The organism is Roseibium sp. MMSF_3247 (assembly GCF_030733765.1).
Classification (GTDB): domain Bacteria; phylum Pseudomonadota; class Alphaproteobacteria; order Rhizobiales; family Stappiaceae; genus Roseibium.
The window spans coordinates 321146-347478 of the sequence record NZ_JASHII010000001.1; the positions used below are offsets into that span (position 1 = coordinate 321146).

The 26333-nt window shown below is 55.3% G+C and carries 28 protein-coding genes and 1 tRNA gene; 15 read left to right on the forward strand and 14 right to left on the reverse strand.

Annotated features, from left to right (window positions below; genetic code table 11):
- Positions 1-2: 2 nt before the first annotated feature.
- From trxA to RBB44_RS01375, 4 genes are all read left to right on the forward strand, one after another.
- Entirely contained in the window at positions 3-323 is a 321-nt protein-coding gene (gene trxA, locus RBB44_RS01360) for a thioredoxin (RefSeq protein WP_008194002.1), read from the forward strand.
- Between the two features lie 151 nt (positions 324-474).
- Positions 475-1110, forward strand: a complete 636-nt coding sequence (grpE, locus tag RBB44_RS01365) for a nucleotide exchange factor GrpE (RefSeq protein WP_209172194.1) — start codon at positions 475-477, stop codon at positions 1108-1110.
- 76 nt (positions 1111-1186) lie between these two features.
- A complete protein-coding gene (locus RBB44_RS01370) occupies positions 1187-1798 on the forward strand; it encodes a trimeric intracellular cation channel family protein (RefSeq protein WP_306148101.1) in 612 nt (203 codons plus the stop codon).
- A gap of 90 nt (positions 1799-1888) precedes the next feature.
- The gene (locus tag RBB44_RS01375) at positions 1889-2263 is read left to right on the forward strand and encodes a VOC family protein (RefSeq protein WP_306148102.1); all 375 of its coding nucleotides are present in this window, start codon (positions 1889-1891) and stop codon (positions 2261-2263) included.
- A gap of 291 nt (positions 2264-2554) precedes the next feature.
- Here RBB44_RS01375 and RBB44_RS01380 read toward each other — a convergent pair whose 3' ends face one another.
- From RBB44_RS01380 to RBB44_RS01405, 6 genes are all read right to left on the reverse strand, one after another.
- Positions 2555-3463, reverse strand: a complete 909-nt coding sequence (locus tag RBB44_RS01380) for an ornithine cyclodeaminase (protein ID WP_306148103.1) — start codon at positions 3461-3463, stop codon at positions 2555-2557.
- 10 nt (positions 3464-3473) lie between these two features.
- The gene (locus tag RBB44_RS01385; protein ID WP_306148104.1) at positions 3474-3839 is read right to left on the reverse strand and encodes a DUF1049 domain-containing protein; all 366 of its coding nucleotides are present in this window, start codon (positions 3837-3839) and stop codon (positions 3474-3476) included.
- Between the two features lie 62 nt (positions 3840-3901).
- Complete coding sequence (locus tag RBB44_RS01390; protein ID WP_008191762.1) at positions 3902-4201, reverse strand: integration host factor subunit beta; 300 nt, start codon at positions 4199-4201, stop codon at positions 3902-3904.
- Positions 4202-4216: 15 nt separating this feature from the next.
- Positions 4217-5203: a signal peptide peptidase SppA gene (gene sppA / locus RBB44_RS01395; protein ID WP_306148105.1), complete on the reverse strand. Its 987-nt coding sequence runs from the start codon at positions 5201-5203 to the stop codon at positions 4217-4219.
- Positions 5204-5327: 124 nt separating this feature from the next.
- On the reverse strand, positions 5328-5756 hold the full coding sequence (locus tag RBB44_RS01400) for a peptidylprolyl isomerase (protein WP_133949084.1): 429 nt from the start codon (positions 5754-5756) through the stop codon (positions 5328-5330).
- A 136-nt stretch (positions 5757-5892) separates the two neighbouring features.
- A complete protein-coding gene (locus RBB44_RS01405; RefSeq protein ID WP_306148106.1) occupies positions 5893-7230 on the reverse strand; it encodes an SLC13 family permease in 1338 nt (445 codons plus the stop codon).
- Positions 7231-7252: 22 nt separating this feature from the next.
- Here RBB44_RS01405 and RBB44_RS01410 point away from each other — a divergent pair, with 22 nt between their 5' ends.
- Entirely contained in the window at positions 7253-8479 is a 1227-nt protein-coding gene (locus RBB44_RS01410) for an MFS transporter (RefSeq protein WP_306148107.1), read from the forward strand.
- 207 nt (positions 8480-8686) lie between these two features.
- Complete coding sequence (locus RBB44_RS01415) at positions 8687-10702, forward strand: bifunctional UDP-sugar hydrolase/5'-nucleotidase (RefSeq protein WP_306148108.1); 2016 nt, start codon at positions 8687-8689, stop codon at positions 10700-10702.
- A gap of 110 nt (positions 10703-10812) precedes the next feature.
- Here the strand turns inward: RBB44_RS01415 and rpsA are convergent, their stop codons facing one another.
- The 3 genes from rpsA to aroA form a co-directional block, all read right to left on the reverse strand.
- Positions 10813-12510: a 30S ribosomal protein S1 gene (rpsA, locus tag RBB44_RS01420; RefSeq protein ID WP_209172203.1), complete on the reverse strand. Its 1698-nt coding sequence runs from the start codon at positions 12508-12510 to the stop codon at positions 10813-10815.
- Positions 12511-12782: 272 nt separating this feature from the next.
- A complete protein-coding gene (gene cmk, locus RBB44_RS01425; protein ID WP_306148109.1) occupies positions 12783-13403 on the reverse strand; it encodes a (d)CMP kinase in 621 nt (206 codons plus the stop codon).
- Entirely contained in the window at positions 13400-14755 is a 1356-nt protein-coding gene (gene aroA, locus RBB44_RS01430; protein ID WP_306148110.1) for a 3-phosphoshikimate 1-carboxyvinyltransferase, read from the reverse strand. Before aroA ends, cmk begins: the two co-directional genes overlap by 4 nt.
- 266 nt (positions 14756-15021) lie before the next feature.
- On the opposite strand from aroA, the gene RBB44_RS01435 reads away from it, so the two are divergent.
- The 7 genes from RBB44_RS01435 (at position 15022) to RBB44_RS01465 (ending at position 20876) form a co-directional block, all read left to right on the forward strand.
- Positions 15022-15414, forward strand: coding sequence for a TIGR02300 family protein (locus tag RBB44_RS01435; protein ID WP_306148111.1), 393 nt, complete (start codon positions 15022-15024; stop codon positions 15412-15414).
- A gap of 149 nt (positions 15415-15563) precedes the next feature.
- Positions 15564-15639 (forward strand) — tRNA-Ala (locus tag RBB44_RS01440).
- A 78-nt stretch (positions 15640-15717) separates the two neighbouring features.
- Positions 15718-16140 (forward strand): YqaA family protein, encoded by a 423-nt coding sequence (locus RBB44_RS01445; RefSeq protein WP_133949072.1) that lies wholly within the window; start codon positions 15718-15720, stop codon positions 16138-16140.
- 499 nt (positions 16141-16639) lie between these two features.
- Complete coding sequence (locus RBB44_RS01450; protein WP_133949070.1) at positions 16640-17950, forward strand: extracellular solute-binding protein; 1311 nt, start codon at positions 16640-16642, stop codon at positions 17948-17950.
- Positions 17951-18056: 106 nt separating this feature from the next.
- Complete coding sequence (locus RBB44_RS01455; RefSeq protein WP_133949068.1) at positions 18057-18938, forward strand: ABC transporter permease subunit; 882 nt, start codon at positions 18057-18059, stop codon at positions 18936-18938.
- Positions 18939-18948: 10 nt separating this feature from the next.
- A complete protein-coding gene (gene ugpE / locus RBB44_RS01460; protein WP_133949066.1) occupies positions 18949-19791 on the forward strand; it encodes a sn-glycerol-3-phosphate ABC transporter permease UgpE in 843 nt (280 codons plus the stop codon).
- 8 nt (positions 19792-19799) lie between these two features.
- Positions 19800-20876, forward strand: a complete 1077-nt coding sequence (locus RBB44_RS01465) for a sn-glycerol-3-phosphate import ATP-binding protein UgpC (protein ID WP_306148112.1) — start codon at positions 19800-19802, stop codon at positions 20874-20876.
- Positions 20877-21022: 146 nt separating this feature from the next.
- Here RBB44_RS01465 and RBB44_RS01470 read toward each other — a convergent pair whose 3' ends face one another.
- The gene (locus RBB44_RS01470; protein ID WP_306148113.1) at positions 21023-21784 is read right to left on the reverse strand and encodes a hypothetical protein; all 762 of its coding nucleotides are present in this window, start codon (positions 21782-21784) and stop codon (positions 21023-21025) included.
- Between the two features lie 305 nt (positions 21785-22089).
- Between RBB44_RS01470 and RBB44_RS01475 the strand changes: the two genes are divergently transcribed.
- Positions 22090-23220, forward strand: coding sequence for a DNA alkylation repair protein (locus RBB44_RS01475; RefSeq protein WP_306148114.1), 1131 nt, complete (start codon positions 22090-22092; stop codon positions 23218-23220).
- 17 nt (positions 23221-23237) lie between these two features.
- Here the strand turns inward: RBB44_RS01475 and RBB44_RS01480 are convergent, their stop codons facing one another.
- The 4 genes from RBB44_RS01480 to RBB44_RS01495 all read right to left on the reverse strand — a co-directional run bounded on the left by RBB44_RS01480 (position 23238) and on the right by RBB44_RS01495 (position 25897).
- Entirely contained in the window at positions 23238-23870 is a 633-nt protein-coding gene (locus tag RBB44_RS01480; protein WP_306148115.1) for a glycoside hydrolase family 25 protein, read from the reverse strand.
- Between the two features lie 66 nt (positions 23871-23936).
- A complete protein-coding gene (locus RBB44_RS01485) occupies positions 23937-25139 on the reverse strand; it encodes an MFS transporter (RefSeq protein WP_306148116.1) in 1203 nt (400 codons plus the stop codon).
- Complete coding sequence (locus RBB44_RS01490) at positions 25123-25482, reverse strand: MmcQ/YjbR family DNA-binding protein (protein ID WP_306148117.1); 360 nt, start codon at positions 25480-25482, stop codon at positions 25123-25125. The genes RBB44_RS01485 and RBB44_RS01490 overlap by 17 nt, the downstream gene beginning before the upstream one ends.
- A 211-nt stretch (positions 25483-25693) precedes the next feature.
- Complete coding sequence (locus tag RBB44_RS01495; protein WP_306148346.1) at positions 25694-25897, reverse strand: hypothetical protein; 204 nt, start codon at positions 25895-25897, stop codon at positions 25694-25696.
- Between RBB44_RS01495 and RBB44_RS01500 the strand changes: the two genes are divergently transcribed.
- Positions 25887-26315 (forward strand): Hsp20 family protein, encoded by a 429-nt coding sequence (locus RBB44_RS01500; protein WP_133949054.1) that lies wholly within the window; start codon positions 25887-25889, stop codon positions 26313-26315. The genes RBB44_RS01495 and RBB44_RS01500 overlap by 11 nt on opposite strands.
- The last annotated feature ends 18 nt before the right edge of the window (positions 26316-26333 follow it).

Sequence of the window (26333 nt, forward strand, 5' to 3'; positions counted from 1 at the left end):
TAATGGCTACCACCCAAGTCACCGATGCTTCCTTTGAAGCTGATGTTTTGAATTCCGACGAGCCGGTCGTTGTGGACTTTTGGGCCGAATGGTGTGGCCCGTGTAAGATGATCGCGCCGGCTTTGGAGGAAATTTCCGAAGAAATGAACGGTCAGGTCAAAATCACAAAGCTCAACATCGATGAAAACCAGGACATGGCCATGAAATATGGCGTCCGGTCCATTCCGATGCTGATCCTCTTCAAAGGCGGTGAGCCGATGGCCACTCAGGTTGGCGCGGCACCGAAAGGCAAACTTTCCGACTGGATCAAGAGCGCCCTTTAAGACCTTGAATTGCTGTGGTTGCCGCCGGGCGCTGCAGGCGAGCTTTGCAGAACGGCGGGTAAGGATGACGCTTATCCGCCGTTTCTCTTTGATTTTGCCGTCCCCGGACGTATAAGCAACGCCAGATGTGTCTGAGCCAAACGGAACACCAATGAGTGAAGAAAACAAATCGCCGGAAAATCAGCCGGACGGGCTGAATCCAGAAGCTGAAGCTGTCAATGAAGCTGCCGCGGCCGCTGAGGAAAGCGCGGTCGACCCGGTGGAAGCTCTGATGGCCGAAAACGCGGATCTGAAAGATCGGGCCTTGCGCACCATGGCGGAAATGGAAAATCTCCGCCGCCGCACTGAAAAAGAGGTCAAGGACGCGCGCCAATACGCAGTGTCTGGCTTTGCCCGCGACATGCTGACTGTTTCCGACAACCTTAGCCGTGCGCTGGAGGCTCTGCCGGAAGACGATCGCAAGAATGCAGACGCCGGCGTCGCCTCCCTCATCGAGGGAGTGGAGATGATCGAGCGGGACCTTCTGAACCAGCTTGAGAAAAACGGTGTGCGCAAGCTGGAGCCGGAAGGGCAGAAGTTCGATCCGAATTTCCACCAAGCCATGTTTGAGGTACCCAACACCGAGGTTCCGAACAACACCGTCGTTCAGGTCGTGCAGGCTGGTTATGTGATTGGCGAGCGCGTTCTGCGTCCGGCCATGGTGGGCGTCTCCAAAGGCGGCCCGAAAGAGGCTCCGAAAGCAGACGCCGGAGCAGAACCCGGCGAAACGGTTGATAAAAGCGCCTAAAGCGCCCTAAGATCAATGAATTGAAGCAGGCCGCCCTTCCACACGGACCGGGCGGCTTTCTTTTTGGGGGGCAGGAATGCTGTTGCAGTTGCTTGACTATCTGGGGGTTGCCGTGTTCGCCGTGACCGGGGGAATCGTCGCCTCACGCAAGCAACTGGACTTCATAGCTTTTTTGTTCTTCGCAACGCTGACCGGTATTGGAGGCGGCACGCTACGCGATCTTCTTTTGGGTGTGCCGGTCTTCTGGGTGGTCAACGAAGCCTATCTTGTCGTCTGCCTCGTTGTCAGCGTGGTCCTCTGGTTCTTCGCCCATTGGATTGAACGCTTCAACAAGCCCTTGCGCTGGGCAGATGCCATTGGTGTTTCAGCCTATTCCGTAATGGGCGCGGCAAAGGCCCTAAACGTTGGGGACACTCTGTTGGTTGCTGTTTTGATGGGCGTCTCAACAGCGACTTTCGGCGGTGTCTTGCGGGATACGCTTGCGCAAGAACCCTCATCGATTGTCAAACCGGAGATCTATGTCAGTGCCGCGTTTGCAGGTGCTGGCAGCTATGTTTTGCTGGCCCAAGTTGGTGTTGTTCCATGGGCAGCGGCCATTCTTGCGGGAAGCGTTGCGATGCTCCTGCGTGGCGGAGCTATTCTCTATGGTTGGAGCTTGCCGGGATACGGCCATCGGCGCCGGCCTTGATCATCACGCCGGAGGCTTAGGATCGCCATATGCAACTACAATCAAAAGCTGTTATGTCTTCCCCTGCGGTTGAGTGGTCAGGAGGGTGACATGTGGGAACACGGTCAGTTTTGGTGGAATGAACTGATGACCCGGGATGCTGAAAAGGCAAAAGCTTTTTACGGAAGCACGCTTGGATGGACCTTTTCTGAGATGCCGGTGGAAGGTGGCGGAACCTATTGGATTGCTAATCTAAGTGACAAGCCGGCCGGTGGAATCTTCGAGATGAGAGGCCCGGATTTCGACGGGCTGCCGGAACACTGGTTTTCCTACATCGCCGTCGACAACATCGACGAACGTCTTGAATTGGCAAAAGCCCACGGTGCTTCGGTCACACGGCCGCCCTTCGACGTGCCGGGTATTGGCCGGATTGCGTTGCTCAAAGATGCAGGCGGCGCCGCACAGGGCTGGATGACCCCTGCGTAGCGCGGCATTTTGAAAGCAAAAAAGCCGGCTTTCTTGGAACCGGCTTCGCGCCTTCATCTTAGAAAACAAGTCCATAGGTTGTTGCGACGATCACGATCAAACCGATCGTGATTGCCGGTAGACTTGCTGAATAGGCAAGTGTCGTCAGCATGTCCTGCTCCTTTGCAAAACGACATTGTGCGACATCGGTGCCCATGCACATGCGGATGTGCGCGAGCGGCGGCTTTTTGTTCTTATGGACGCCCCCGGATAGCAAATGAAATGGGATGGCCGCCGTCTGAAATCCAGACGTCAGGCCTTCAAGAAAACGTGTGCAGCCAGAACGAAATCGGCGAGCCCAGTGTCTGGGCACGGAACGAAAAGTGTTCTTTGTCCATAGTACCGCCGTCCGGCGCGTTCACCGCGCGCCAATTCTTCCAGACCAGCCGTCCATTCACAGTCGGTTCGCGGCGCTGATTTCAGATTTGTGGTGAAGAGACGTGCTTCTTGCCAAAGCGTGTCCGGGAGGGGTGGATTGGCCATCAAAGCATCTACGTGGCATCCAGCTGGAGGATCGAATTTGGATAGATCTATCCAGTCATCAGATCCCGCCACCGGTCCCGCCAGACATACAATGTCTGCGCCCTCAAGAGCGTTGGAAATGTCGTCTGTGACGCCTGCCGAAACGTGAGAGAGCTCTGAAATCCCAGCGATCCTCCGACGGATCTCCTTGTCCGTCCCAGCAAAAAGGACCGAGGTGATGTTTCGGACAGCTGAATAGGCAGATATCAGGCGTGGCAGGCGCGGGTCACTGCCAATCACGAGCAAACGGTGGGCATCTTCACGGGAAAGATATGCCGCAGCCAGTGCATGTAAACCGGCGTCGCGCCAGGTGGCGAGGCGAACCCCGTCCAAAAGTGCGATCGGTTGCCCGCCACTGCCTGAGAACAACACGTAGAGACCGGAAGGGTCGCCGGTTTGTTCTGGTAGTGCCAGCGATAAAGAACAGCCGACATAGCCGCGATCTATGTGCCCCTGTCCGGCAAAGTCGGACCACGCAGGCTGCACAGCCAATTGACCGGCCTGCATGTTAGGGCGCGGAATGCTTGCCGTTAGTGGTGCGCTGACCTGAGCAGAGGACCGGTAACCTTGGCGCAGGATCTCTATTGCGTCCCGATCGCTCAGGCACAGGTCAATGGTGCTGCTGGAAATGATCCGCATTGGAAAGCGGTTATGCGGCGGTGCGGTTGCCCGGCCGTGGCAGGCTTGCGGCCGCAGAGCTGCCCTGTCCGTCTGCGGTTAGTTCGCGCAGCTGATCGGCTTCCTTGTGCCACTTGTCAGCTTCGCGGCGTTTGACACGGGCTTCCTTGCGCCAGCGGCCTTGCTTCGCCCAGGCCCCGATGCCACCGACGATAATGCCGCAGCCAAGGCCTGCAAAGATGATCCAGAACAAGGGGATATCCGGGATCGTCAAGCGTGGGTCTTGCGGATCAAACGGATTGAGGGCCAGGGAAACCGTGTGCCGATTGGCAACGGATAAGGGAACGAGAACAACTGCAATGGCGAGCAAGATCAAGTTCTTGATAAAGCGGGTCAAAGCAGTCTCCCTGACGGTCTGAGCAAAACGCGATTGCGGCGATGAGGCAACCTTGAGGGGACTCAGTCGTCCCCGTGGTCGACACCATCATTCAACCGTATACGCATTTCTTTGCCGGTTTTGAAGAACGGAACATGTTTTTCATCCACTTCCACCTTTTGGCCGGTTCGTGGATTGCGCCCGATCCGGGCAGGGCGGTTTTTGACCGAAAAGGCCCCAAAACCTCTGAGTTCAACGCGGTCTCCGCGCATCAGCGCTTCAGTGATCTCATCAAGAATCGCATTGACGATGTTTTCGACATCCCGCTGATAGAGATGTGGATTTTGTTCGGCAATATGCTGAACAAGCTCTGATTTGATCATGAAGAGCCCCCTCGATTACGGTTTTTTGTTTGCCGCCACTGGAGCCTGCCAAACCGACACGAGCCCGTCAAGCATAAGGTCCCGAGAAATCAGCCCTTTAGCCTCATTTAGTGGCTCCAAGACAGCCAAACCGAAGCCTTTGCCGACTTCCCGGGAGACCCGGGACGCAAATGGCAGTTCTTCGATGCTCTCTGTTGTTGTCCAGGTGATGACCGGAAGGTCTTTGGCAACGCCTTTTTCCGTTTCGAGCCAGGATACCGCCGTTTCCTCACCGCCAATGGCGTCTACGAGCTTCTCCTGAAGGGCTCGTTGACCCAACAAAACACGACCGTCGGCAAGTTCAAGGGCTTTCGATTTGTCCAGGTCTCGGCGCTCAGCGAGGATGTCGACAAACCAATTGTAGGAATCAGTCACCATTGCCTGCAACATCGCTTTGGCTTCGGGTGTAGCAGGAGAATAGAAATCCGGTTCGGCTTTGAGTGGCGCGCTTTTGACCGCTTCCATGGAAACGCCGACGGTTTCAAGCAGCTTTTCAAAGTTGCCGAATTGGAAGAGGACACCGATCGAGCCGGTGATGGTGTTGTATCGGGCGACAATATGATCAGCAGACATGGCGATCAGGTACCCTGCGGAGGTCCCGATTGTCCGCATTTCGGCAACAACGGGCTTTTTCTCCGAGAGTTTGCGCAAGGCGATGTAAATCGCTTCGCCTCCGGTTGTACTGCCGCCGGGAGAATTGATCGAGACAATCACGCCCTTCACAGCGTCGGATTTACCGATCTTCTCCAGCATCTCCAGAGTTTTACGGTTTTCCAGGATCATGCCTTCAATCGGGATGCGCGCGATGTGGGCAGACCGTTTCGACATGTTCGCAGCGCCCGCAAAATACACCAGGCCGCCGATCAGAACCAAGGCGGCGACAAGAAACGTTGCCACCCGCCAGAATGTCACCTTCCGCCGCAAACGCCTGCGATCAACCAATGCATCGACATCCATCGCCATTGCGCGAAAAACTCCAAATTTATCATCACAATCCAAGTGGCTCGGACCCTAGGCCCGAGGCACCCAAATTGCAAACACTGGATCAATACGTAGGGGTTGAATAAGGCGAATTTACCGCCTTATCTCAATTGATGCCCGTCAGCTGGATCGCGAATGTGAGGTTTTTGCCAGCAAGCGGATGGTTTGCGTCCAGTACAACGTTGTCGTCGTCAAATGACACGACCACAACACTCATCACCTGGCCGTCCGCGGTCTGACCTTGCAGCTGCATTCCAATTTCCAGCGGAACATTTTCCGGGATCTGCGTCCGCGGCACTGTTTGCTGAGCATCCGGATTGTGTGGCCCGTACGCATCTTCGGCTGCGATCGTGACGGTTTTTTCGTCACCGACCTTCATGCCCGGGATCTCGCGGTCGAGCCCCGTGATGATTTGGCCGGAACCGACGGTGAATTCGAGCGGCTCGCGGCCTTCTGAACTGTCGAAAACGGACCCGTCGTCCAGAGTTCCCTTGTAGTGAAGTTGCACCGTATCGCCCTGTTTGGCTTCGGTCATGAGGCGTATCGCAATTCTGTCTTGGGGTGGGTTTTGAGGCCGCAATCTGCTGCAGGTGCTCGTCTCTTGTCATCAAACCTAGGCATCGCGGTGTCAGGAGTAAAGGTCATGTCCGCTCGCAGTAACCTGCTCAAAGCTAACTTCCACCGTTCAGAAGCACGCGCATCAGTGCAACCCAGCCATAACAGACTATGAGTGAGACAATAGTCACGGGTAAAACCGTCGCTGTGAACTGCCAGAACTGAAATGGTTTTATGCCGTGTTTTTCAGCCTGCTGAATGATTATGACATTGCTCGCCGCGCTGATGATGAAGAGATTGCCCGCAAGTGTGGAGATACCGGATAGCAACATCAACACTGCGACATCGTGTTTTTCCAGCAGGTTGAGATAGATCTCGACCAAAGGAACATTCGAAAAAAGCTGGCTGCCCCAAAATGCAATGGAGCTGAGCAAGAGCGGATCACCCAGTTGGTGGCGCCAGGGGCTCAGCCATTCCTGCAGCACGCCGGATTTCAAAACAGCTCCCGTCACAATGAACATGGCCACGAAAAAGATCAGCGTGTGCCAGTCAACCTCCTTGAGGATCTGCACACGATTTGAAGACAGAACGAACAAAGGGATTGCAGCGATCAGACTGATCAAACCCAGCGGCAGGTCTGGAAACCAGCTTGCTCCGCCGGCAACACTGTCCAGGATGACGAGTACCGACAACAAGGCTGTGGAAATGAGAGCCGGTGCCGGGTGAACGGTCACATCTTTTGGGGTGACCGCCTCTGGTGCCTCTCCGGTCTCTTCCGTCTTCAGCCGATACCAAAACCAGAGCAGGGTGAAGGCGAGTGATACGATTGCTGGAGGCGCCAGCCATATCAAAAACGTTCCAACCGGGTTATCGAAGTGTCCATCGGCCACTATCAGCAGGTTTTGTGGGTTGCCGACAGGCGAGAACATGCTGCCGATGGTGACTGTAACGCACAGGGCGATCAGCGGGAGGGAGGCTTTGATCTGAAGCCGTGCCGCAATCGCGATGGCGATCGGCGTGCCAATTGCCGCCGCAGCATCATTGGTTAGAACCGCTGAGATGGCGGTCACAAACAAGATGAAGGGTAACAGTATTAGCGGGATTGACCTGCCGGGCGTGCAGATCTTGTTGCTCACCTTCTCAGAGATCCCTGACGCGAACAAGGCGTGAGAGATCGCGAAAACTCCGAACAAATACGCAATAACATTCCAGTCGATTGCATTGAAAGCTTCTGTGGGCGCCAGGTTCCCGGTGATTAAAACAGCAACCGCGCCAGCGCTCATGATTTGCCAGATCTTTATCCACTCAGGAAGCCACTGTCTGATCGCAATCGCTATAAAAACAGCAATTGATACGGCTAAGCTAAATGACATTCCCAGTGGATCTCCGAATTGCCGCTGAATAAATAGTTCGAATTTACTTTTTATCTTGCGCGCGGGTGTACTACGGTTCAAGGGCTTGTTGGAGACAAAGTCGATGCAACTGAATCGTCCGCTTCTGGGTGTCAATTTTTTTGCGGGCGACGTTGTCGGCGGGATTGGCCCATATTTGGCAATCTACCTACTTACACTTCAGCATTGGTCGCCAGGCGCGATCGGCGTGGCCCTTGCGGCCGGCAGCCTCGCCACAGTGGCAATGCAAGCTCCGGCAGGCGCCATCATCGATACTGTGACTTGGAAACGGACGCTGTTGATTGGGTGTGCGCTCGCAATCGCCGTGAGTACGCTCTCGATCCTTGCGTTCAACGATACAGCGGCCGTTTACGTCGCGCAGATACTGATCGGGTCGGCATCGGCATTTCTCGGGCCGTTGATGGCTGCTTTGACACTCGGCATCGTCGGACATGCGCATTTTACCAGGCAGATGAGTTCAAATCAGGCCTGGAACCATGCGGGCAATATGATCGCCGCCGCATTGGCCTTAGTTCTTGCTTTGACATGGTCAGCGCTGGGGGTCTTCTGGCTCGTTGCGGCCATGGCGTTCGGGATGATTATCTGTGCCCTGATGATCGACCGGCACTCGATTGACCATGATCTGGCACGAGGGGGCATCGATGAGGAAGTCTCCGGCGATGCAAAACCGGAGAGCATACTGAGCCTTTTTGAAGATCGCCGCCTTGTCGTGTTTGCGGCCTGTATCTTTCTTTTCCATTTCGCGAACGCTGCAATGTTGCCCCTAGTTAGCCAAAAACTCTCGGCGCAGAGCGATGCGGAACATGGAATTGCTTTTACCGCGGCGTGTGTGATCGCGGCGCAGCTGGTCATGATCGTCATGGCTCTATTTTGTGGCAAGAAAGCAGATGTTTGGGGGCGCAAGCCTTTGTTTCTAATTGCATTTCTTGTTCTGCCAATCCGTGGCCTGCTCTTCAGCCAGTTAGATAGCGCGTATGCACTGGTTGCCGTCCAAGCATTGGATGGTGTTGCAAACGGTATATTTGCGATCCTCTTTCTACTAATCCTTGCAGACATCACAAACGGATCAGGGCGCTTTAACCTCGCCCAGGGTGTGTTGGCGATGCTGGTCGGCATCGGAGCAAGCCTTAGCAACATTGCGGCGGAATATGTGGTTCAGTTCACCAGCTACTCCGTTGCATTCGGCTTTCTCGCCGGAATTGCCGTGATCGGTCTCATTCTCTTTTACTTTTTCATGGAAGAAACACTTGAGCAGACACCGGCAGAAGTGCCGGAAGCACCGCGGTCTTAGCCTTCGCCAAAAGCCCGTAAGATTTTGTTTTTCCGATAGTCCCGGGAAACGCTGCGTCAGTCTTTGCATCGCGTGACGATGGCCGGAATTGACCGCGCCGACACACCAAAGATCCTTATCAGGCTATTCATTTTGCTGACACTTGGCCGTGGAAGAGGACACGCGTCCTTTCCAATCCATTCTGCCGATCCGGCCAAGGAGGTTATTATGTCGAACCCGGTTTCATCTGGGCCGTCGCGCCGTTCATTTTTGAAAACTGGGGCTGTCGTCGCCGGCACGGCGCTTGTCCCATCCATTGTTTCCTTCCGTGCCCATGCCAAGGCTGGACCCGGTGAACTCGCCATGGTTCCAGCTCAGCCAAACCCGAACGGGGTATTCGAGCGCTTGTTTCTTTTGAAAGGCGATCCGCTTGCAGGGCCGATCGGTAAGATCGTGACCGAAGAAGGCAATCCTGTCCCGATGCCGGCGCTTGAAGATGGTGAGCGGCGCATACTTCGGGTTCTGCATTTCAATGACATGCACAATCACTTGACAGAAATGCATGGCAAACGGGGCGACACGCACCGGTTCTCCCAAATCGTGAAGATGGTCAAAGACATCCGCGGCGCGGCAAAAGAGGACGAGATCGTTCTTTTCGTGTCTGCCGGCGACGACCACACCGGTTCGATCTTTGATGAACTGATGGGGTGGGCCCCGGAGGAGTTTGTTGCCGATGCGGGTTACCGGGCGAATTCCGCCGCCGGTGTCGACATCGCCGTCCTTGGCAATCACGAATTTGACCGGGGTGCGGAACTTCTGAAGTTGGGTATCGATACCGATGCCGACTTCCCGGTCCTGTCAGCCAACACTCATGGCTCGAAGCATATAGCGCGTGACGAAGACTACGTGGCCGCGGCCATTGCCGAAGTGAAAGGCCTTCGGGTGGGTTTCATCGGTCTGACAACAACGGTTGATACCCGTGTTGGCCAGCCGGATGATCCGGATCTTGCCGTTGCGAGCCCGGTGGATGCCGCCCGCAACTTGACCCCGGCACTCTCCGAAGTCTGTGATGTCATTGTTGTGCTATCGCATTGCGGCTATGGCGGCGATCAACACAAGAGCGGTAAAGCTGCAACATCCCGCACAATCGGAGAAGGCGACTTTGCAATTGCGGATGCCGTTGGCCGGCTGACCGACAAGCCGGTGGTCCTGATTGGCGGTCATTCGCACACAACGCTGAACGAAAGTGGCATCAACACCGACAATGTCGTCAACGGCGTCCTGATCACCCAGGCCAATGCCCACGGCAAGTTTCTGGGCGATGTCGCCATGTCGATCGCAGCGGATCAGGGGCGCAAAGGCTGGTTCACTTCCGTCGGTTTGCACCCGACCAAGAAGCGCGACCAGCGTGTGGCGGCGGACGATCCTAAGTTTGCCTCTCTCGAACAGCCTGAAGACTACGATCAAGCATTCGAGGAAGCGCATATCGCTCCGATGATCAAGGCGCTGGATACCAAACTGGCGGGAGTAATTGGACGGGTGTCTGACGATAAGGGCCTGACCTCGGAAGAAACGTTTGCTGACCGCTATGTTGGTGAAGTCGCGCTTGCGAACTACATGAACGATGCGCTGGTTGAGGCGTCCAAGGCCTACCCTGGTGGCCCGGTGGATCTTGCAATCTTTAATGCAACCGGATTGTCAGCCGGTATCGCCGAGGGCGATCTGACCTTCAGAGGCTGGTATGACGTCATGCCGTATGCGGATGCGGTGCATGTTGCGACCATGACCGGCGCTCAGCTTAAGGAAATGCTCAACAACAATGCCAAGCGTCTTCTGCGCCCTGAAGAAGCGGAAAACGTTGATATGAAGGGCTTTGTGTCGCGCGGCTTCCTGCATTTCTCTAAGGATCTGCGCTACAAGATCGCACTTGGAGCGACGGCAGCGGATGCGCGGGCTGTTGATATCACGGTCCAGGGCAAGCCATTGGATGAGCAGTTGGACAAAACCTTCCGAGTTGCTTTCAACACCTACATCGCTTTGGGCGCCTTCGGTGAAACCTGGAACGGCAAGCCGATCGGTGCGGATGTTCCGGGCAATATTGCGAGCTTTGACGTGCGTCAGCTGCCGTTTGAACACACTGGCCTCGTTTACCGGAACGAAGTGATATCCCACATTCGCAAGACTGGAGCCGTCGGTCCGGAGACCGGCGCAAAGAAGGACGGTCGTCTGACGATCGTTCAATGATCCGAGTTGACCGGATCTCTTGAACGTTCTGGCCACACAGCAACAAACAAAAAAGCCCGGCATCGCTGCCGGGCTTTCGCGTTTTAGCTTCCGGAAAAGAAGCAGGTAACTTAGTCGTCACCTTGCTGCTTCAAAGCAGCACCCAGGATGTCGCCGAGGGACGCGCCGGAGTCGGAAGAACCGTACTGTGCGACAGCTTCCTTCTCTTCTGCGATTTCCAGCGCCTTGATAGAGGCGGAAACACGGCGGGTCTTCTTGTCGAACTGGGTGATGCGTGCATCGAACTTGTCGCCGACAGAGAACTTCTCCGGACGCTGCTCGTCCCGGTCACGGGAAAGGTCAGCGCGGCGAACGAATGCAGTCAGATCACTATCTGCGATCTTCACGTCCAGGCCACCGTCTTTGATCTCGATGACTTCACAAGTGACAATCGAGTTCTTACGGATTTCGCCAGCAGCACCGGATTCCATCGGGTCGCCAGAGAGCTGCTTGATGCCGAGAGAGATGCGCTCTTTCTCAACGTCAACGTCAAGAACGATGGCCTTGACCATGTCGCCCTTTTTGTACTCTTCGATGACCTGCTCGCCCGGACGGTTCCAGTCCAGATCGGACAGGTGAACCATGCCGTCAACGTCGCCGTCGAGACCGATGAAGAGACCAAATTCGGTCTTGTTCTTCACTTCGCCTTCAACTTCGGTGTTGATCGGGAACTGCTCAGCGAACGCATCCCACGGGTTCTGCAGGGTCTGCTTGAGGCCGAGAGAGATGCGGCGCTTGACCGGGTCGACTTCCAGGATCATCACTTCGACTTCCTGAGAAGTGGAAACGATCTTGCCCGGATGGACGTTCTTCTTGGTCCAGGACATTTCGGAAACGTGGATCAGACCTTCGATGCCCGGCTCCAGTTCGACGAATGCACCATAGTCGGTGATGTTGGTTACGCGGCCGTTGAACTTGGCTTCGATCGGGTACTTGGCCTCGATGCCATCCCACGGATCAGCTTCAAGCTGCTTCATGCCAAGGCTGATACGGTGTGTGTCCTGGTTCACGCGGATGATCTGAACCTTGACGGTCTGACCAATCGTGAGGACTTCGGACGGATGGTTGATGCGGCGCCACGCAATGTCGGTGACGTGCAGCAGGCCATCGATGCCGCCGAGATCGACGAACGCACCGTAGTCGGTGATGTTCTTGACGACACCCTCGACAGTGTGACCTTCTTCCAGGCTCTGGACCAGTTCCGAACGCTGCTCGGCACGGGTTTCTTCCAGAACGACCCGGCGGGACACAACGATGTTGCCGCGGCGCTTGTCCATCTTCAGGATCTGGAACGGCTGCGGTGTGTGCATCAGCGGAGTGACGTCGCGCACCGGACGGATGTCCACTTGCGAACGCGGCAGGAAGGCAACAGCGCCATCCAGATCGACGGTGAAGCCGCCTTTGACCTGGTTGAAGATCTGGCCGTTGACTTTTTCGTTGGCTTCGAAAGCCACTTCCAGGCGAACCCAGCTCTCTTCGCGGCGCGCTTTTTCGCGCGACAGAACAGCTTCGCCGAGGGCGTTTTCGACACGCTCCAGGTAAACTTCGACTTCGTCGCCGACGTTCATTTCGCCATCACGGCCTTTGGCACCGAATTCCTTCAGCGGCACGCGGCCTTCAACTTTCAGACCAACGTCGATGACGGCCAGGTCTTTTTCGATAGCGACGACGGTGCCTTTGACAACAGCACCTTCGTAAAGGTCGTTCTGGACGAAGGACTCTTCGAGAAGAGCCGCAAAGTCTTCCATGGAGGGATTAAAATCAGACATAGATACTCCTAGCGCCTTTTGGCGCGCCGCCGGCGGGTTGGTGTTGCACTCCGGAGCTTCTGCCTCCCGGAACCGACGTTTCGTCTGGTTCTTCCGCTTTAATCAAGCGGGCCGGCGGGGCGAGAAACAGAAAATCCGGTCTCGTCACAGGCCACACGCGTGTCCTGCCGAAAAATTGTGTCCATTTCTGAACAAAAGGCCCTGAGGGCGGGTTCCGGCCTAGATGCGCAAAAAGGGGCACACTCTGGAGTGAGCCCCGCATCATCTGATGCCTATGCAGCTTTGGAAACGATGTCCACAGCCGCTTTGAACGCTGCTTCTATATCCATTTCCGTCGTATCAAGCAAGACCGCATCGTCCGCTTGTTTCATCGGAGCCACGGTTCTTTGGCTATCCCGTTCGTCGCGGCGCTTCAGATCGTCCAGGACTGAGGCATAATTTGCCTCATTGCCTTTGGAGATCATTTCGTGTGTCCGGCGCCGCGCCCTTGCTTCCGGGCTGGCCGTGACAAACAGCTTTACGGTTGCATTTGGGCAGACGACCGTGCCGATATCCCGACCGTCCAGAACGGCCCCCGGAGGAGTTTCGGCAAACTTGCGCTGCAGGTTGACCAACTCCTCCCGCAAGCCACCGAGGACGGCTATCCGGGATGCTGCTTCGCCGATTTCATGAGCGGACAGAACCGACTTGTCCATCTGAGCAAGATCGAGATGTTGCGCGATTTCAATCGCAACACTCTCATCCCCCAGAGGCAACCCCTTCGCCAAGAGTGCGGCAGCCACGGCCCGGTACGTCAGGCCCGTATCCAGATGGCGCAGCTCGAAATGTTCGGCGAGCCGCCGTGCAAGGGTGCCCTTTCCTGAGGCGGCCGGACCGTCGATTGCAATAATCATGCGGCCTCACTCGAGTTTGCAGAGATCTTTGCGCCAAGCTCTTCAAACAACGACGTGAAGGTCGGGAAACTGGTCGCAATCACCGCGCCGTCATCCACCGTCACAGGTTTATGTGCTGCAATACCGAGGATCAGGAACGACATGGCGATCCGGTGGTCAAGATGGGTTACAACCGTACCTCCGCCGATATCGGAAGCACCGCCAGTGACAGTCAAAGTGTCTTCGGTTTCAACGCAAGGTATGCCGTTGGCCTCCAAGCCACGGGCAACAGCTGCAAGCCGGTCGGATTCCTTTACACGCAGCTCCTCAAGACCCAGCATGAAGGTGTCGCCTTCAGCAAACGCAGCAGCAATTGCCAAAACCGGATACTCATCGATCATGGACGGTGCGCGTTTGGCAGGAACTGTAATTCCCTTCAGCAGGCTGTGCTTGACGCGGATATCGGCGACCTCTTCGCCGCCAGCGCTGCGCTTGTTGAGGAGTTCGATATCACCGCCCATTTCGATCAGCGTTGTGATGATGCCGGTGCGGTGTTCATTCAGCATGACATTCTCGATCGTGACATCAGAGCCCGGTACGATCAAAGCGGCAACAATCGGGAATGCGGCGGATGACGGATCAGCCGGAACATCGATGTCCTGTGGCTTCAGTTCAGGCTGCCCGGTGAGCTTGATTACCCGCTCTCCGGCTTCATTCAAAGACACGGAAATGTCTGCGCCGAAGCCTTTCAGCATTTTTTCCGTGTGATCCCGTGTTGCAATCGGTTCAATGACCGTTGTGACGCCTGGCGCATTGAGACCGGCTAGAAGCACAGCGGATTTCACCTGAGCTGAAGGCATCGGAACGCGGTAAGTGATCGGCAGAGCTTGTTCTGCACCACGGATCGACGCTGGAAGGCGATCGCCATCGCGGGCAATCACGTTGGTCCCCATCTCACGCAGCGGATCAAGAACACGGCCCATCGGCCGTTTGGAGAGAGACGCATCTCCAACAAAGGTTGCTGCAATGTTGTGACTGCCAAAAATGCCCATCGTCAGGCGCACGCCGGTTCCGGCATTGCCGAAATCAATAACGCCTTCTGGCTCCAAAAGGCTGCCGAGGCCGATCCCGTCGACGGTGTAGGAGCCGTCGTCCTGTTTTTCGATCTTGGCACCGACGGCCCGCATGGCATCGGCGGTGGCAAGAACGTCTTCAGATTCCAAAAGGCCTTGAACTGTGGTGCGGCCAACGGCAAGGGCGCCAAACATCAAGGACCGGTGGGAGATGGATTTGTCGCCCGGCACGCGAATGGTGCCTTTCAGCGGGCTGCCTGCCGCTGAAGTGAGCGGAACAGGTGCGGAAGTGTGTGACATTATGTTTGTCCGCAAGCTTGTTAGGTTGTCAAAAGGTGCCACGTCCTATCACGCAAGGGCGGCTGCGTCATCCATTAGCGCCAGATAACAATCCTTTATGTGTATGGATGCAGTGAGCCTGCTTGAAATTTGCCACGCATCGTGCAGAAAAGTGGAACCGAAAAGAAAAAACGGCGATTTGGCTTTGACATCGGCCCTGAGTTAGCGCTAAGGGCGGCGAACTCAAATTTCCAAATCGACCATCCAAGCTATGAAGGGTGAGCACAGTGGCAAAACCTGAACTTGGCACAAAGCGGCTGTGCCCGGGCTGCGGCGCCAAATATTACGATCTTAACCGCGATCCGATTACCTGCCCGAAATGCGGGACGATCTTCGAGGCTGTAATGACCTCTCGCGCGGCGAAAGCCGCCAAGGTTGAAGAAAAGCCGGAAGATGATGAAGACGAAGACGATGCAGCGGCTCCGGAAATCGTAACGCTGGAAGAAGCCGACGCGGAAGCCGAAGGCGGCGATGATGATGTGCCGGACATCGATGGCGATGATGTTGAACTTGATGATGACGACAGCGCCGATGATGACGTCTTTATTGATGAAGACGATGAAGACGATGAAGCTGTTCCGGGTATCCGGGTTGAAGTAGACGACGATCCTGATCGTTAAGTGACTGGCCGGGAAGTGTTTTTTGCGCTCCCGGCCTTTTCCACAAGGGCAGGCTGAAATCATTCAAATTTCCGCTTGATCTTGCCAGGAGGTGCGACTATGTTCCGCCTCCATCAGCCGGAGCGATCCCGACGTTCCCGGACATAAATGGGGCCTTAGCTCAGCTGGGAGAGCGCTTCGCTGGCAGCGAAGAGGTCAGGGGTTCGATTCCCCTAGGCTCCACCATTTTCTCTACCAATTTACACTACCTGACCCCGTTGAGCGGTTGCTTCTGAAGCGAAGTGACTTATATCGCGGCGCACGATGATTGCGCTGTTCCTATCTTCTTTTCTTGCTGCAACGTTTTTTCCGGCTCAATCGGAGTTGGGGCTCGTCTATCTGGTGACCAACTACCCGGAAGACCTGGTGGCTCTGATTGCAGTTGCCAGTGTTGGTAACACCCTTGGATCGGTTGTGAATTGGGCCATCGGTCTGGGACTGATCCGGTTTGCCCGTCCCGCAGAGCATTCCGGGAAGGCGTCGAAATGGTATGCCAAAGCGCAGCACTGGTATGAGAAGTATGGCTACTGGAGTTTGTTGATCAGTTGGGCGCCTCTTGTTGGAGACCCGGTAACGCTCGTCGCTGGTGTGTTCAGGGAGCCCCTGTGGCGATTCTTTTTGTTGGTGGCGATTGCGAAAACGGTCCGGTACATCGTGGTTGCCGCGATTGCTCTTCAGTTCATCTGATCGTCTGATGGCGATTGAAATCAAACTCTTTGTGATGTCGGTTGATTCAGTCGTTTGCCAGCAAATAAATCAGCAGTCCCTGCAACAGTAGCGTGGTTGCTCAACAGCGGGCTGTTGAGATCGCAATTGTTTCGAAGCTCCTAATTAAGGTCTTCGGCAATCTACGTATAACTCCCTATATTTGCGCAGAAAATCTGACGGCTTGAAACGGCGAGACCTCTGCGGGGAGCCGCCGCTTTCCATTACTACGCCATGAGGCGTGGTTTTTGATCAATACAACCGAAAGCTTAGGCGTCGCAAGAATTGTCGTTTCTGAGCACTTCCCTCTTGCAGCAGGTCTCAAGCCGTCGTTTAATGTTCATATGAGCGTCATATAACGTTCATATGAAAACAATACGAAACGCAGGCGTTATCCTTTTGGCGTTGAAGAAGCCGTCAGCGCCATGACAAACCAACTGCTGATCAGGGCGGCCAGCCCTGCTAGATGGGAGCAAACAATATGGCTTACCGTAAGACAGTCGCCAGCCTCGTAGCTGCTGCGGCCCTTCTGGGTACCTCTTCCGCGTCGTACGCGGCGACCGAAATCTCCTGGTGGTTTGCCCATGGCGGCCATCTCGGTGAAGTGGTCAACCAAATCGGTGAAAACTACAACGCTTCTCAGGATGCTTGTCAGATCACTCCGGTCTTCAAGGGCACTTATGAAGAGACCTTGACCTCCGGCATCGCCGCGTTCCGCGCAGGTGAGCAGCCGAACATCCTGCAGGTGTTCGATGCTGGTGCAGCAACGATCATCGGCGCCAAGGGTGCTGTCGTTCCGGCACAGGACATCCTGGAAAACGCCGGTGTTGAGTTCAACAGCGAAGATTACATCGAAGGCGTCCGCAACTTTTACGCAGACAGCGAAGGCAAGATGATCGGCATGCCGTTCAACTCGTCCACGCCGATCCTGTACGTGAACGAAGAAGCTCTCGAAAAAGCCGGTGTTGAAGCTCCGAAGACTTGGGAAGAATTCCAGGAAATCGCACCGAAGCTGAAAGAAGCTGGCTATGTGCCGCTCGCTCAGTCTCACCTGCCGTGGATCTTCACAGAGAACTTCAAGTCCCGCCATAACCTGCAGTTCGCAACGAACAACAACGGTTTTGATGGTGCTGAAGGCACTCAACTGGTGTTCGGTGAGCCGATCAAGAACCACTTCACCGCTGTCAAAGGCTGGCTCGACGATGGTCTTTTCGGTTATTACGGCACAGGCTGGGGCGACAACCAGACACCGTTCAACGAAGGCAAAGTCGCCATGTGGCTCGGTTCTTCGGGCTCTTTCGGTGGTATCCAGAAGACCGTTGAGTTCCCGTTCTCTGCGACATACCTGCCTTACTGGGATGCAGTTGAAGGCGCAGGCACCGGCACGTTCATCGGCGGCGGCGCTCTGTTCGCAATGGCCGGCAAGCCGGAAGAAGAAAACAAGTGTGTTGCTTCCTTCTTCGAGTACCTGACTTCACCGGAAGTCCAGTACATGTGGCACCGTGAAACCGGTTATGTGCCGATCACAAATGCTGCATACGACCTCGCCAAGAAAGACGGTCACTACGACCGCAACCCGGCCGCTGAAGTTGGTATCAAGCAGTTGACCCTCCCAGGTGGTGAGTGGACCAAAGGCTACCGCATGGGCTTCTACGTCCAGATCCGCGACATCATGAACCGTGAATACGGTCGGATCCTTGCCGGTGAAACCACTGTTGAAGACGCTTTCAAGAACATTGAAGCTGACGGCAACAAGCTTCTTGAGCGTTTCGCCAAGACCACCAGCAACTAAGGCTGACGAATCTATGCGGGGACGCAGAACACGCGTCCCCGTTCTTTAGGGCTGATGGCGGGTCGACAGATTTCTGGAGACCCGCTTTCTCCGTTGCGGTGACGTGATGAAAAAAGTTCAATTTCAGACTGGATGGGTTCCCTACATGCTGCTTTTACCGCAGCTGGTAATCGTAACAGTCTTCTTCCTCTGGCCGGCCGCAGAAGCCGTGCAGTCTTCCTTCTATCTGGAAGACCCCTTTGGCTTCGGCGCAACATTTGTCGGCTTCGACAATTTCGTCGATACCGTAACCTCAACGGATTATGGCCGTGTGGCGCGTTTCACGGCTGTCTTTACCTTCTTTGTAACCTTCCTCTCCCTCGGAATCGCGTTGCTTCTAGCCGTGAAGGCCGACAAGGTCTTGCGGGGAGGCTCCTCGTATAAGACGCTTCTGATGTGGGTGTACGCGGTTGCGCCTCCGGTTGCGGGTCTGATCGGCGTGATGCTGTTCGACCAGCACGTGGGACCAATCGTGGAGTTTTTTGCGCTTTTCGGTTGGGAAATGCAGATCGGGGTCGACTACTTCGACACGAGCTTTGCTATGACCGTAACAGCGGTCTGGAAACAGGTTCCGGTCAACTTCATCTTCTTCCTATCCGGCCTTCAAGGCATTTCCAAGTCGGTTCAAGAGGCTGCCAGCATTGATTGCCGGTCCAGCTTCCGCCGGTTCTGGACCGTCACGTTCCCGCTGCTCGCGCCGACCGGGTTCTTCCTGTTGATCATCAACATCACCTACGCGTTCTTCGACACGTTCGGTATCGTCGACATCATTGTGAAACAGGAGCCGGGCAACAACCCTGTAACCCTCGTCTACAAGGTCTTCCTTGATGGTTTCCGTGGCAATGATCTTGGCGGGTCGTCCGCGCAGTCGGTCATTCTGATGGTGCTGGTTTTCATACTTACCGTCGTTCAGTTCAGGCTGATCGAACGACGCGTTCACTACACCTGAGGGGCGAGAGATGAGAAAAGTTCAAATTCTGGATCACGTGATCCTGCTCTTGGGTGTCTTCTTCATGGTAACGCCCGTTGCGCTTGCATTCATGACCAGCACGCACGACGCTATCACCATTTACAAGGAAGGCATCCAGTTCCTTCCGGGTGACAAGTTCCTGGAAAACTACGAGACGGTTCTGTTCCGTGCCGGCGGGTTTACCAAGGAAGTCGACGGGTTTGTCATGCTGATGAACTCGATGATCCTTGGGTTCGGCTTTGCCATCGGCAAGATCATCATTTCGATGATCGCGGCCTATGCGATCGTCTACTTCCGGTTTCCAATGGCAACTTTCTGCTTCTGGATCATTTTCGCGACGCTGCTGCTTCCTCTGGAAGTGCGCATCTTGCCTTCTTACGAGATCGTTCAGTCGCTGGGTCTGGTGAACACGTACACCGGCCTGATTGTTCCGTTGATCGCATCTGCGACCGGCACCTTCTTCTTCCGTCAGTTCTTCATGTCCGTCCCCGACGAGCTTTTGGAGGCGGCCCGGATCGATGGCGCAGGTCCCTGGAAGTTCTTCAAGGATATCCTGGTGCCGCTGTCACAAACAATGATCGCGGCCATCTTCATCATCATGTTCGTTTATGGCTGGAACCAGTATCTCTGGCCGACATTGATCACCACAGAAGAATCCCTGTTCACGCTGGTTCGCGGCATCAAACAGATCATGCAGGTCTGGGTTGGCGCACAGATCCCGGCGCTGAATGAGGCGATGGCGCTTGCCATCCTGGCCATCGTGCCGCCCGTTCTCATCGTGGTGATCTTCCAGAGCTGGTTCGTCAAAGGGCTCGTCGAGAGCGATAAGTGAGGTTTTGAATGTCAACGATTACTCTCGACACTGTCCGTAAGGTCTATGCGGGCAATGTGGAAGCGGTTAAGGGCGTTTCCATCGACATCGCCGATGGCGAGTTCATCGTGCTTGTCGGTCCGTCCGGCTGCGGCAAGTCCACTTTATTGCGCATGGTTGCCGGTCTTGAGGACATCACCACCGGTGAAATCAAGATTGGCGATCGGCTGGTCAACAACGTCGATCCGGCCGACCGTGACATTGCCATGGTGTTCCAGAACTATGCGCTTTATCCGCACATGTCGGTCTACAACAACCTAGCCTATGGCCTGAAGAACCGGGGTATGGACAAGGCGGAAATCGACCGCCGGGTAAAGGAAGCCGCACGGATCCTTGAGATCGGCGACTATCTGGATCGCAAGCCGCGGGCTCTGTCGGGCGGCCAGCGTCAGCGCGTGGCCATGGGCCGGGCGATCGTCCGCGAACCGGCCGCCTTCCTGTTTGACGAGCCGCTTTCCAATCTGGACGCCAAGTTGCGTGTCCAGATGCGTGTTGAAATCAAGCGTCTGCAGCGGTCGCTCGGCACCACCAGCGTCTATGTGACCCACGACCAGCTCGAGGCCATGACTTTGGCTGATCGGCTGGTGGTGTTGAACGGTGGAAACATCGAACAGATCGGAGCTCCGATCGACGTTTATGACAAGCCTGCGTCCACATTTGTGGCGAGCTTCATTGGCTCGCCCGCAATGAACCTCTTGGACGTTGCAGCAAACGGATCAGGTTTGGCCTTGAAAGCGGGTTCCGGTCTTTCGGGCGCGAACACCAAGGGCAAGGACGCCTACAAGATCGGGATCCGTCCGGAGCATCTCACCGTTGTAGAAGGTCCGCATTCCGGTGACGGCATTGGACTTGAAGTCAAAGTAAACGTGTTGGAGCCGGTTGGCGCCGAAAGCTATGTCTATGCGAGCTTCGAAGATGGCGGACCGGAAATCGTGATCCGCGTCTCCAGCCATGCGCGTCATGAACCGGGCGAGACCATGTATCTCGCGGCAGCTCCGGAAAACGTTCATTTCTTTGACGCTGAGACCGGCAAACGGATCGACTAAATCGAACCGTTTTTGAGGCAGGCGGCAATACGAGGGTCGGCCTGCCTCGAGTAAACCACCCCGAGCAATCGGGGTGGTTTTTTATTTGGCACTCCGTTGCTGTCGAGGTTCCGGTAGCACGGCACGACAAATGAATGTCAGGTTTTCTACCCGTCCGGATTTGAGGAACTGATTGGTTCGGTCCCGGAGGTCTGCGGCGCCTGGCGCAGGTAAGTGTTGACGGCGTCAATGAGCCGAAGGGATTGCGATCCCTTACAGGCAATACCGATCGGGACGCTTTTCAAAGGGTTCTTTGCGTCGTAGTTCGGCACAGGTATGTCGTTGACCCTAAAGTAGACAAGTGTTTCAGGTATCCACCCCAAAAACACATCAAGTCTGCCAAGTGTCAGCATGTTGACCGCTGCGCGGGGTGTGTCGACCCGCCGAATATCAGTCAGGTTGGTTTCGACCCTGGTCCCCAGCGGCATTCCCTGAATAGCTCCGACATCAAGAGTTTTGAGATTGTCGATTGCGAGATCTGGAGCGTCAGGTCTGAGTGAAAAGGCGTGAAGCTCCACTTTGTCCCACACATCCGAAAGTGTAGCGCCGGGGCAATGGCTGATCTCGGGGTCTTGATTGCAAGGACTGACGCAGCAGTCTTCACATCTGGAGAACTGGAGGATCGCGCGGGCCGGCGGCATGAAGCGGAAGTCTACTTGCAGGTTTTGCTGCCGGGCGGCGGACAAAACAATCTGATCATACCGGCCACGGGCATCCGGTTGGTGGTGTCCGTCCAGCTCGGTCGTGAAGATTGTAATGGGGTCGGCTTGCGCTATTCCGGTCACCGAAACAGAGGTGATCAAAACTGACACAGCCAGGTACGCGGCCTTCAGGATTGGGACTGACAAAAATTCAAAAGTGGCCGACATGGTTCTGTGCTTGGCGTGAGATAAACGCCATCTCGATTGTTGAAGCTTTTCAGCTGGTTCAGATTGCGAGACCTGCTGCTCTGTTACCCAACATAAGTGAGGCAGACCGGAATTGTTATTGTGTAAATGGATGATGGTAAGGATAACAGCGCGTGCGGGCTGAAAGCTTTGAGCGATCACCATCTGGCGGCAAATGAACCAGAATAGTGCGCTCCTGACGGTACTTGTCAGGAGCCCTGGAGTGTCGGCTGGAACAACCACAGTCATCATGCGATGTAGGCTCTTCAGAAGAACAGGAGCTGCACTTGGAACCCTTCAAAAACAAAATCTCGCCGGAGTTTGTTCAGTGTCTGGCCAGCCATCTTGACCGGACCATTGTTGGGTTTCAAAAAACGGCCTTTGAAAGGGAAATTCTGGGCCAACTGCAGCAACTTGAACTGAAGCAGAGAGCCCGGCTTATTGCAGATGTCACCACGAAGCATTTGCCTGACGCGCTCGAGAGCCGGTTTTCGATCTTGCGCTCGCTTCTTCATTCCGATCCGGAGGGCGCGGTCGATCGGGACAGCGACGAGAACGGGATCTGCGGCTGGGGCATGATGCCGCTGGGTATGATTGTTTCTGACTCCGGTCTGAATGACTTTGACGCTTCGTTCGATCTCATGAAGGAAATGACCAAGCGGGCGACTGCCGAATTCGATGTCCGGCCCTTTTTGGCAAAAGACCAGGAAAGAGCGCTCTCCATCATGACACCTTGGACAGAGGATCCCAACGTGCATGTCCGGCGTCTGGTCTCTGAGGGCACACGTCCGCGATTGCCCTGGGGCATGCGGCTAAATCAGTTGATTGAGGATCCAACACCGACCTTGCCGTTGCTAGAGGCCTTGAAAGACGACCCGGAAGAGTATGTGCGCCGGTCTGTCGCTAACCATCTGAACGATATCGCAAAGGATCATCCGGCATTGGTGAGTGACATCGCGGCTAACTGGCTCAAAGATGCTACGCCACAGCGGGAGAAGTTAGTTCGGCATGCCTGCCGGTCTTTGATCAAAAGTGGCTATGAACCGGCCTTGCGCGCTTTTGGTCTCAACGCGCCAGAAATTGAACTCGCAGACTTGAGCATTGAAACGGGGAAGATCCGCTTCGGCAGTTCATTGTCCTTTTCGGCTGCGTTGAAATCGACAGCAATGAGGTCTCAGGATCTGATCATTGACTATGTGCTGCACTTTCGAAAGGCCAACGGCAAACTGGCGCCGAAAGTATTCAAATGGACGAAAGCCACATTGGAACCCGGCACCGTTCACCGGCTTTCCCGTTTTCATCCGATCCGACCGATCACGACACGGACCTACTACGGCGGCACACAGGCCGTGAGCTTGCGTATCAACGGTCAGGATTTTGGGTATCAAGAGTTCGATCTTCAAATGCCGGACGGCTGACGGTTCCAATTAGGTCTCTAGAACCAGTTCAGTTTTGGTTCTGGTGAAACACCAGCCCCTGGATTGCTGAGATCGAGATCGACATCCCCTGCAATGCCACCCACCGTGCCGTCGTCCGAGTACTGCCAGATGGCATAGGTTTTCCAAGGGGAGGGAATCTCGGGCGCGCTCGCCGTTGTGTAATTCGCGACCCACAACGGATAATCGGAGAAGTCGGGACTGCCCAACCCCTGCCAAAACGCCGGGGAGACATAGATCATCGGGTTACATTTGAGTTGCGTCTTCAGGCTTTGGAGAAGCTCTTTTAAAGCATAGATGTATGTGGAAGCAGAGACGCCTTCCATATCCTCACAGTCTATCGCCGGCGGCAAATCGGCGGTTGGATCATAGCCCGCGGATCTCAACTGCTGGATCAAAAGGTCTGCCTGTTTCAAGAAACAGTCTGTCGGAAGGAAGTAGTGGTAAGCGCCGCACTTTACGCTGTTGTTCTTGCACCCGGCCCAATTCGACAAGAACATCGGATCCGGTGAACTCTCTCCTTCACTGGCCTTGATCATGGCAAACTCAGTTCCGTCCGCAGCAACACCTGCCCAATTGACCGTCCCTTGGTAATGGGAAACGTCGATGCCCCGTCCACTCGTTGTGTCCATGCGTTACACTCCGTCTGTTGCCTACGAAGTGAGAGACGCGGCACAGGCCGTGTTGTGAAGAAAGGCTTAACTTTCCGGTGCGAGCCGTTTCAGTCTCAGCATACCGGCAATGCCAATCGCTGGTCCGATTGCCATGATCCCAAAAACTGCGGGCCAACCAATACCGTTCGCAAGCATGGGCGTGACCTGGACAGTCAGGAAAGTCAACGCAAAGCCAAGTGCGGTCTGGAAGGTCATCAGGCTTCCGGCCTGTTCGGCAGGCGCAAAATCCGCGACGAGGGCTGAGAACTGTGCGGAATCAGGCAAAATGGCCGCGCCCCAGATCAAGACGCAGAGGATTGTCAGCCAGACTGGGCCGCCAAAGGTGATGGCGCTTAAAACAGCAGCCGTTCCACTGACTGCCATCGCAAGGATCGCGATGTTGGCCTTTCCGACCTTGTCTGCAAGAACACCAGCGGCAATGCAGGCGACACCGCCCGCTGCAATCGCAAGAAAAGCGATCAAACGCGCAAGCGAAACCGCATCCTCGGCCGCCATATGCGCAGAAAAGGAAACGGTCAGCGCGATCCCTATCCAGGCCCACATCGCGTAGAGCTCCCACATGTGACCGAGATAGCCGAGGTAAGCGTACCGGATTTTGCGGTTCGTCCACGCAGAAAACACAGCCTTAATGTCCATCCTTGGGGCTGTGCCATGAAACGGCCCAAGCGTGGTCGCAAGGCATAATAACCCGCCTAACGCCGAAGCGATCGAGGCAACCGTCAGGCTCCAGCGCCAGTCGGTTCCCCCAAGGAGCGCCAAGAGGTGCGGTGCTGCAGATCCGAAGGTGAGGGCGCCGACGAGGGTTCCCACCAGAAATCCGCGGTCCTTTTGACCCCAGCCAACAGCGATTTTCATACCCACGGGATAAACACCTGCTAGCAAGGCTCCTGTAGCAAATCGGGCCAAGATGGAAACAACTCCACCTGGTTCGGAGACAAGCAGGCTGGCGTTAAAAAGAGCGGCGGTAATCGCGCAGAACGCAAAAAACCGGCGGGGATCAATGCGGTCGGCAAGTCCCAAAAGGGCCGAGGCCAGCGCCCCGACAACAAAGCCGATCTGCACCGCACTTGATAGAGCGGCCTGCCGGAACTCGGAAATCGGGTATTCGCGAGTCAAATCCGGCAGGATGGCTGCAGACATGAACCAAAGGCTCATGGCCGCGATTTCGGCAACCATCAGAAGGCCTAAGGACCGCCACTTTGCTGTGGCATCAATCTGCAAGGCCAAGATCTTTCTGGAGTCTTTTGGAGAGCTTGCGCGCTACGATTTCGTGCGCCGCCGAAATATACGCTTTCAGATCATCGTCCGAAATACTGCTGTCGTCTTCCCGTTGAACCCATTTCGCCCGCGCAAGATAGGGGGCGGGAATGACGCCGTCCTGTTGGATCAAGAGGGAATAGGAAATGTCCGAACACTTGAAGCTGAATTTCTCGTGGGTGCCTTCGCCCCAGCCGGAACAGATGGCGAAAATCTTGCCGCCAACTTTCCAGACGGACGCATTGCCCCACTGGACGACGTTCGTGGTTGCGGGAAGCGTTTTGCAGTAAGCGTCGAATTCGTTCCGGTTCATGAGAACTGACTATCACTAAGAGGAAAAACAAATGCGGGGGAAGTGATAGCCCATGGAGGAAAGGCGAAAAAGGGAAATCAGAACAAGGGTTCGTGTTGTTGATATGATGTCGGTGGGCGAAGGCCAGAGCCGGACTTGGTAAAGAGCGAGCCGCTCCCCACTTAGTCGAGAGGCGGTTTTTGCAATAACGGTCACTCACCGCCCTGACCTCTTAGCCAATTGACGTTGCAGCCAGCTTGTGTACGGCCATTGGAAAACAAAGCATAAACAGCCGAATTCGGCAGTGTCCTTGAATCAATTTTAACATATCTCCATATTTAATGATGAAGGGAGCAAGATGCTCCTGTCCGGGTGCCTTACGAAAAGGGTCCGGATGCAAGGTCGCTTCGACAAGGACTTTGAGGATGTCGCGCATGTCAGCGTTTTCCAGCCCGTTTATGCTCGGGTTTGATGATATCGAGCGTGTGCTTGATCGTGTGTCTAAGGCCGCAAATGACGGCTATCCGCCCTACAACATTGAACGGTTGCCGAAAACCGACAGTCAGGGCGATGTAATTAGAATTACGTTGGCTGTGGCCGGGTTTACCCGTGATCAGCTTGATGTCTCGGTGGAAGAAAGCCAGCTCGTTATCCGTGGCCGGCAGATTGACGATAAGACCCGTCAATATCTCCATCGCGGTATCGCGGCCCGTCAGTTTCAACGGGCATTTGTTCTCGCCGAGGGGATCGAAATACTCGGTGCGGACTTGAAAGATGGCTTGCTGTCCATCGACTTGGCACGACCGGAGCCGGAACGTGTCATAAGAAAAATAGAAATCTCCAGCGGCGAATGACCCTCGCTGCATAACCAA

What these genes read in the sequence shown, in the direction of transcription:
- trxA (WP_008194002.1), top strand. Translation starts at nt 3, where the DNA reads ATGGCTACCACCCAAGTCACCGATGCTTCCTTTGAAGCTGATGTTTTG.
- grpE (WP_209172194.1), top strand. Translation starts at nt 475, where the DNA reads ATGAGTGAAGAAAACAAATCGCCGGAAAATCAGCCGGACGGGCTGAAT.
- RBB44_RS01370 (WP_306148101.1), top strand. Translation starts at nt 1,187, where the DNA reads ATGCTGTTGCAGTTGCTTGACTATCTGGGGGTTGCCGTGTTCGCCGTG.
- RBB44_RS01375 (WP_306148102.1), top strand. Translation starts at nt 1,889, where the DNA reads ATGTGGGAACACGGTCAGTTTTGGTGGAATGAACTGATGACCCGGGAT.
- RBB44_RS01380 (WP_306148103.1), bottom strand. Translation starts at nt 3,463, where the DNA reads ATGCGGATCATTTCCAGCAGCACCATTGACCTGTGCCTGAGCGATCGG.
- RBB44_RS01390 (WP_008191762.1), bottom strand. Translation starts at nt 4,201, where the DNA reads ATGATCAAATCAGAGCTTGTTCAGCATATTGCCGAACAAAATCCACAT.
- sppA (WP_306148105.1), bottom strand. Translation starts at nt 5,203, where the DNA reads ATGGCGATGGATGTCGATGCATTGGTTGATCGCAGGCGTTTGCGGCGG.
- RBB44_RS01400 (WP_133949084.1), bottom strand. Translation starts at nt 5,756, where the DNA reads ATGACCGAAGCCAAACAGGGCGATACGGTGCAACTTCACTACAAGGGA.
- RBB44_RS01410 (WP_306148107.1), top strand. Translation starts at nt 7,253, where the DNA reads ATGCAACTGAATCGTCCGCTTCTGGGTGTCAATTTTTTTGCGGGCGAC.
- RBB44_RS01415 (WP_306148108.1), top strand. Translation starts at nt 8,687, where the DNA reads ATGTCGAACCCGGTTTCATCTGGGCCGTCGCGCCGTTCATTTTTGAAA.
- rpsA (WP_209172203.1), bottom strand. Translation starts at nt 12,510, where the DNA reads ATGTCTGATTTTAATCCCTCCATGGAAGACTTTGCGGCTCTTCTCGAA.
- cmk (WP_306148109.1), bottom strand. Translation starts at nt 13,403, where the DNA reads ATGATTATTGCAATCGACGGTCCGGCCGCCTCAGGAAAGGGCACCCTT.
- aroA (WP_306148110.1), bottom strand. Translation starts at nt 14,755, where the DNA reads ATGTCACACACTTCCGCACCTGTTCCGCTCACTTCAGCGGCAGGCAGC.
- RBB44_RS01445 (WP_133949072.1), top strand. Translation starts at nt 15,718, where the DNA reads ATGATTGCGCTGTTCCTATCTTCTTTTCTTGCTGCAACGTTTTTTCCG.
- RBB44_RS01450 (WP_133949070.1), top strand. Translation starts at nt 16,640, where the DNA reads ATGGCTTACCGTAAGACAGTCGCCAGCCTCGTAGCTGCTGCGGCCCTT.
- RBB44_RS01455 (WP_133949068.1), top strand. Translation starts at nt 18,057, where the DNA reads ATGAAAAAAGTTCAATTTCAGACTGGATGGGTTCCCTACATGCTGCTT.
- ugpE (WP_133949066.1), top strand. Translation starts at nt 18,949, where the DNA reads ATGAGAAAAGTTCAAATTCTGGATCACGTGATCCTGCTCTTGGGTGTC.
- RBB44_RS01465 (WP_306148112.1), top strand. Translation starts at nt 19,800, where the DNA reads ATGTCAACGATTACTCTCGACACTGTCCGTAAGGTCTATGCGGGCAAT.
- RBB44_RS01470 (WP_306148113.1), bottom strand. Translation starts at nt 21,784, where the DNA reads ATGTCGGCCACTTTTGAATTTTTGTCAGTCCCAATCCTGAAGGCCGCG.
- RBB44_RS01480 (WP_306148115.1), bottom strand. Translation starts at nt 23,870, where the DNA reads ATGGACACAACGAGTGGACGGGGCATCGACGTTTCCCATTACCAAGGG.
- RBB44_RS01490 (WP_306148117.1), bottom strand. Translation starts at nt 25,482, where the DNA reads ATGAACCGGAACGAATTCGACGCTTACTGCAAAACGCTTCCCGCAACC.
- RBB44_RS01500 (WP_133949054.1), top strand. Translation starts at nt 25,887, where the DNA reads ATGTCGCGCATGTCAGCGTTTTCCAGCCCGTTTATGCTCGGGTTTGAT.
- RBB44_RS01495 (WP_306148346.1), bottom strand. Translation starts at nt 25,897, where the DNA reads ATGCGCGACATCCTCAAAGTCCTTGTCGAAGCGACCTTGCATCCGGAC.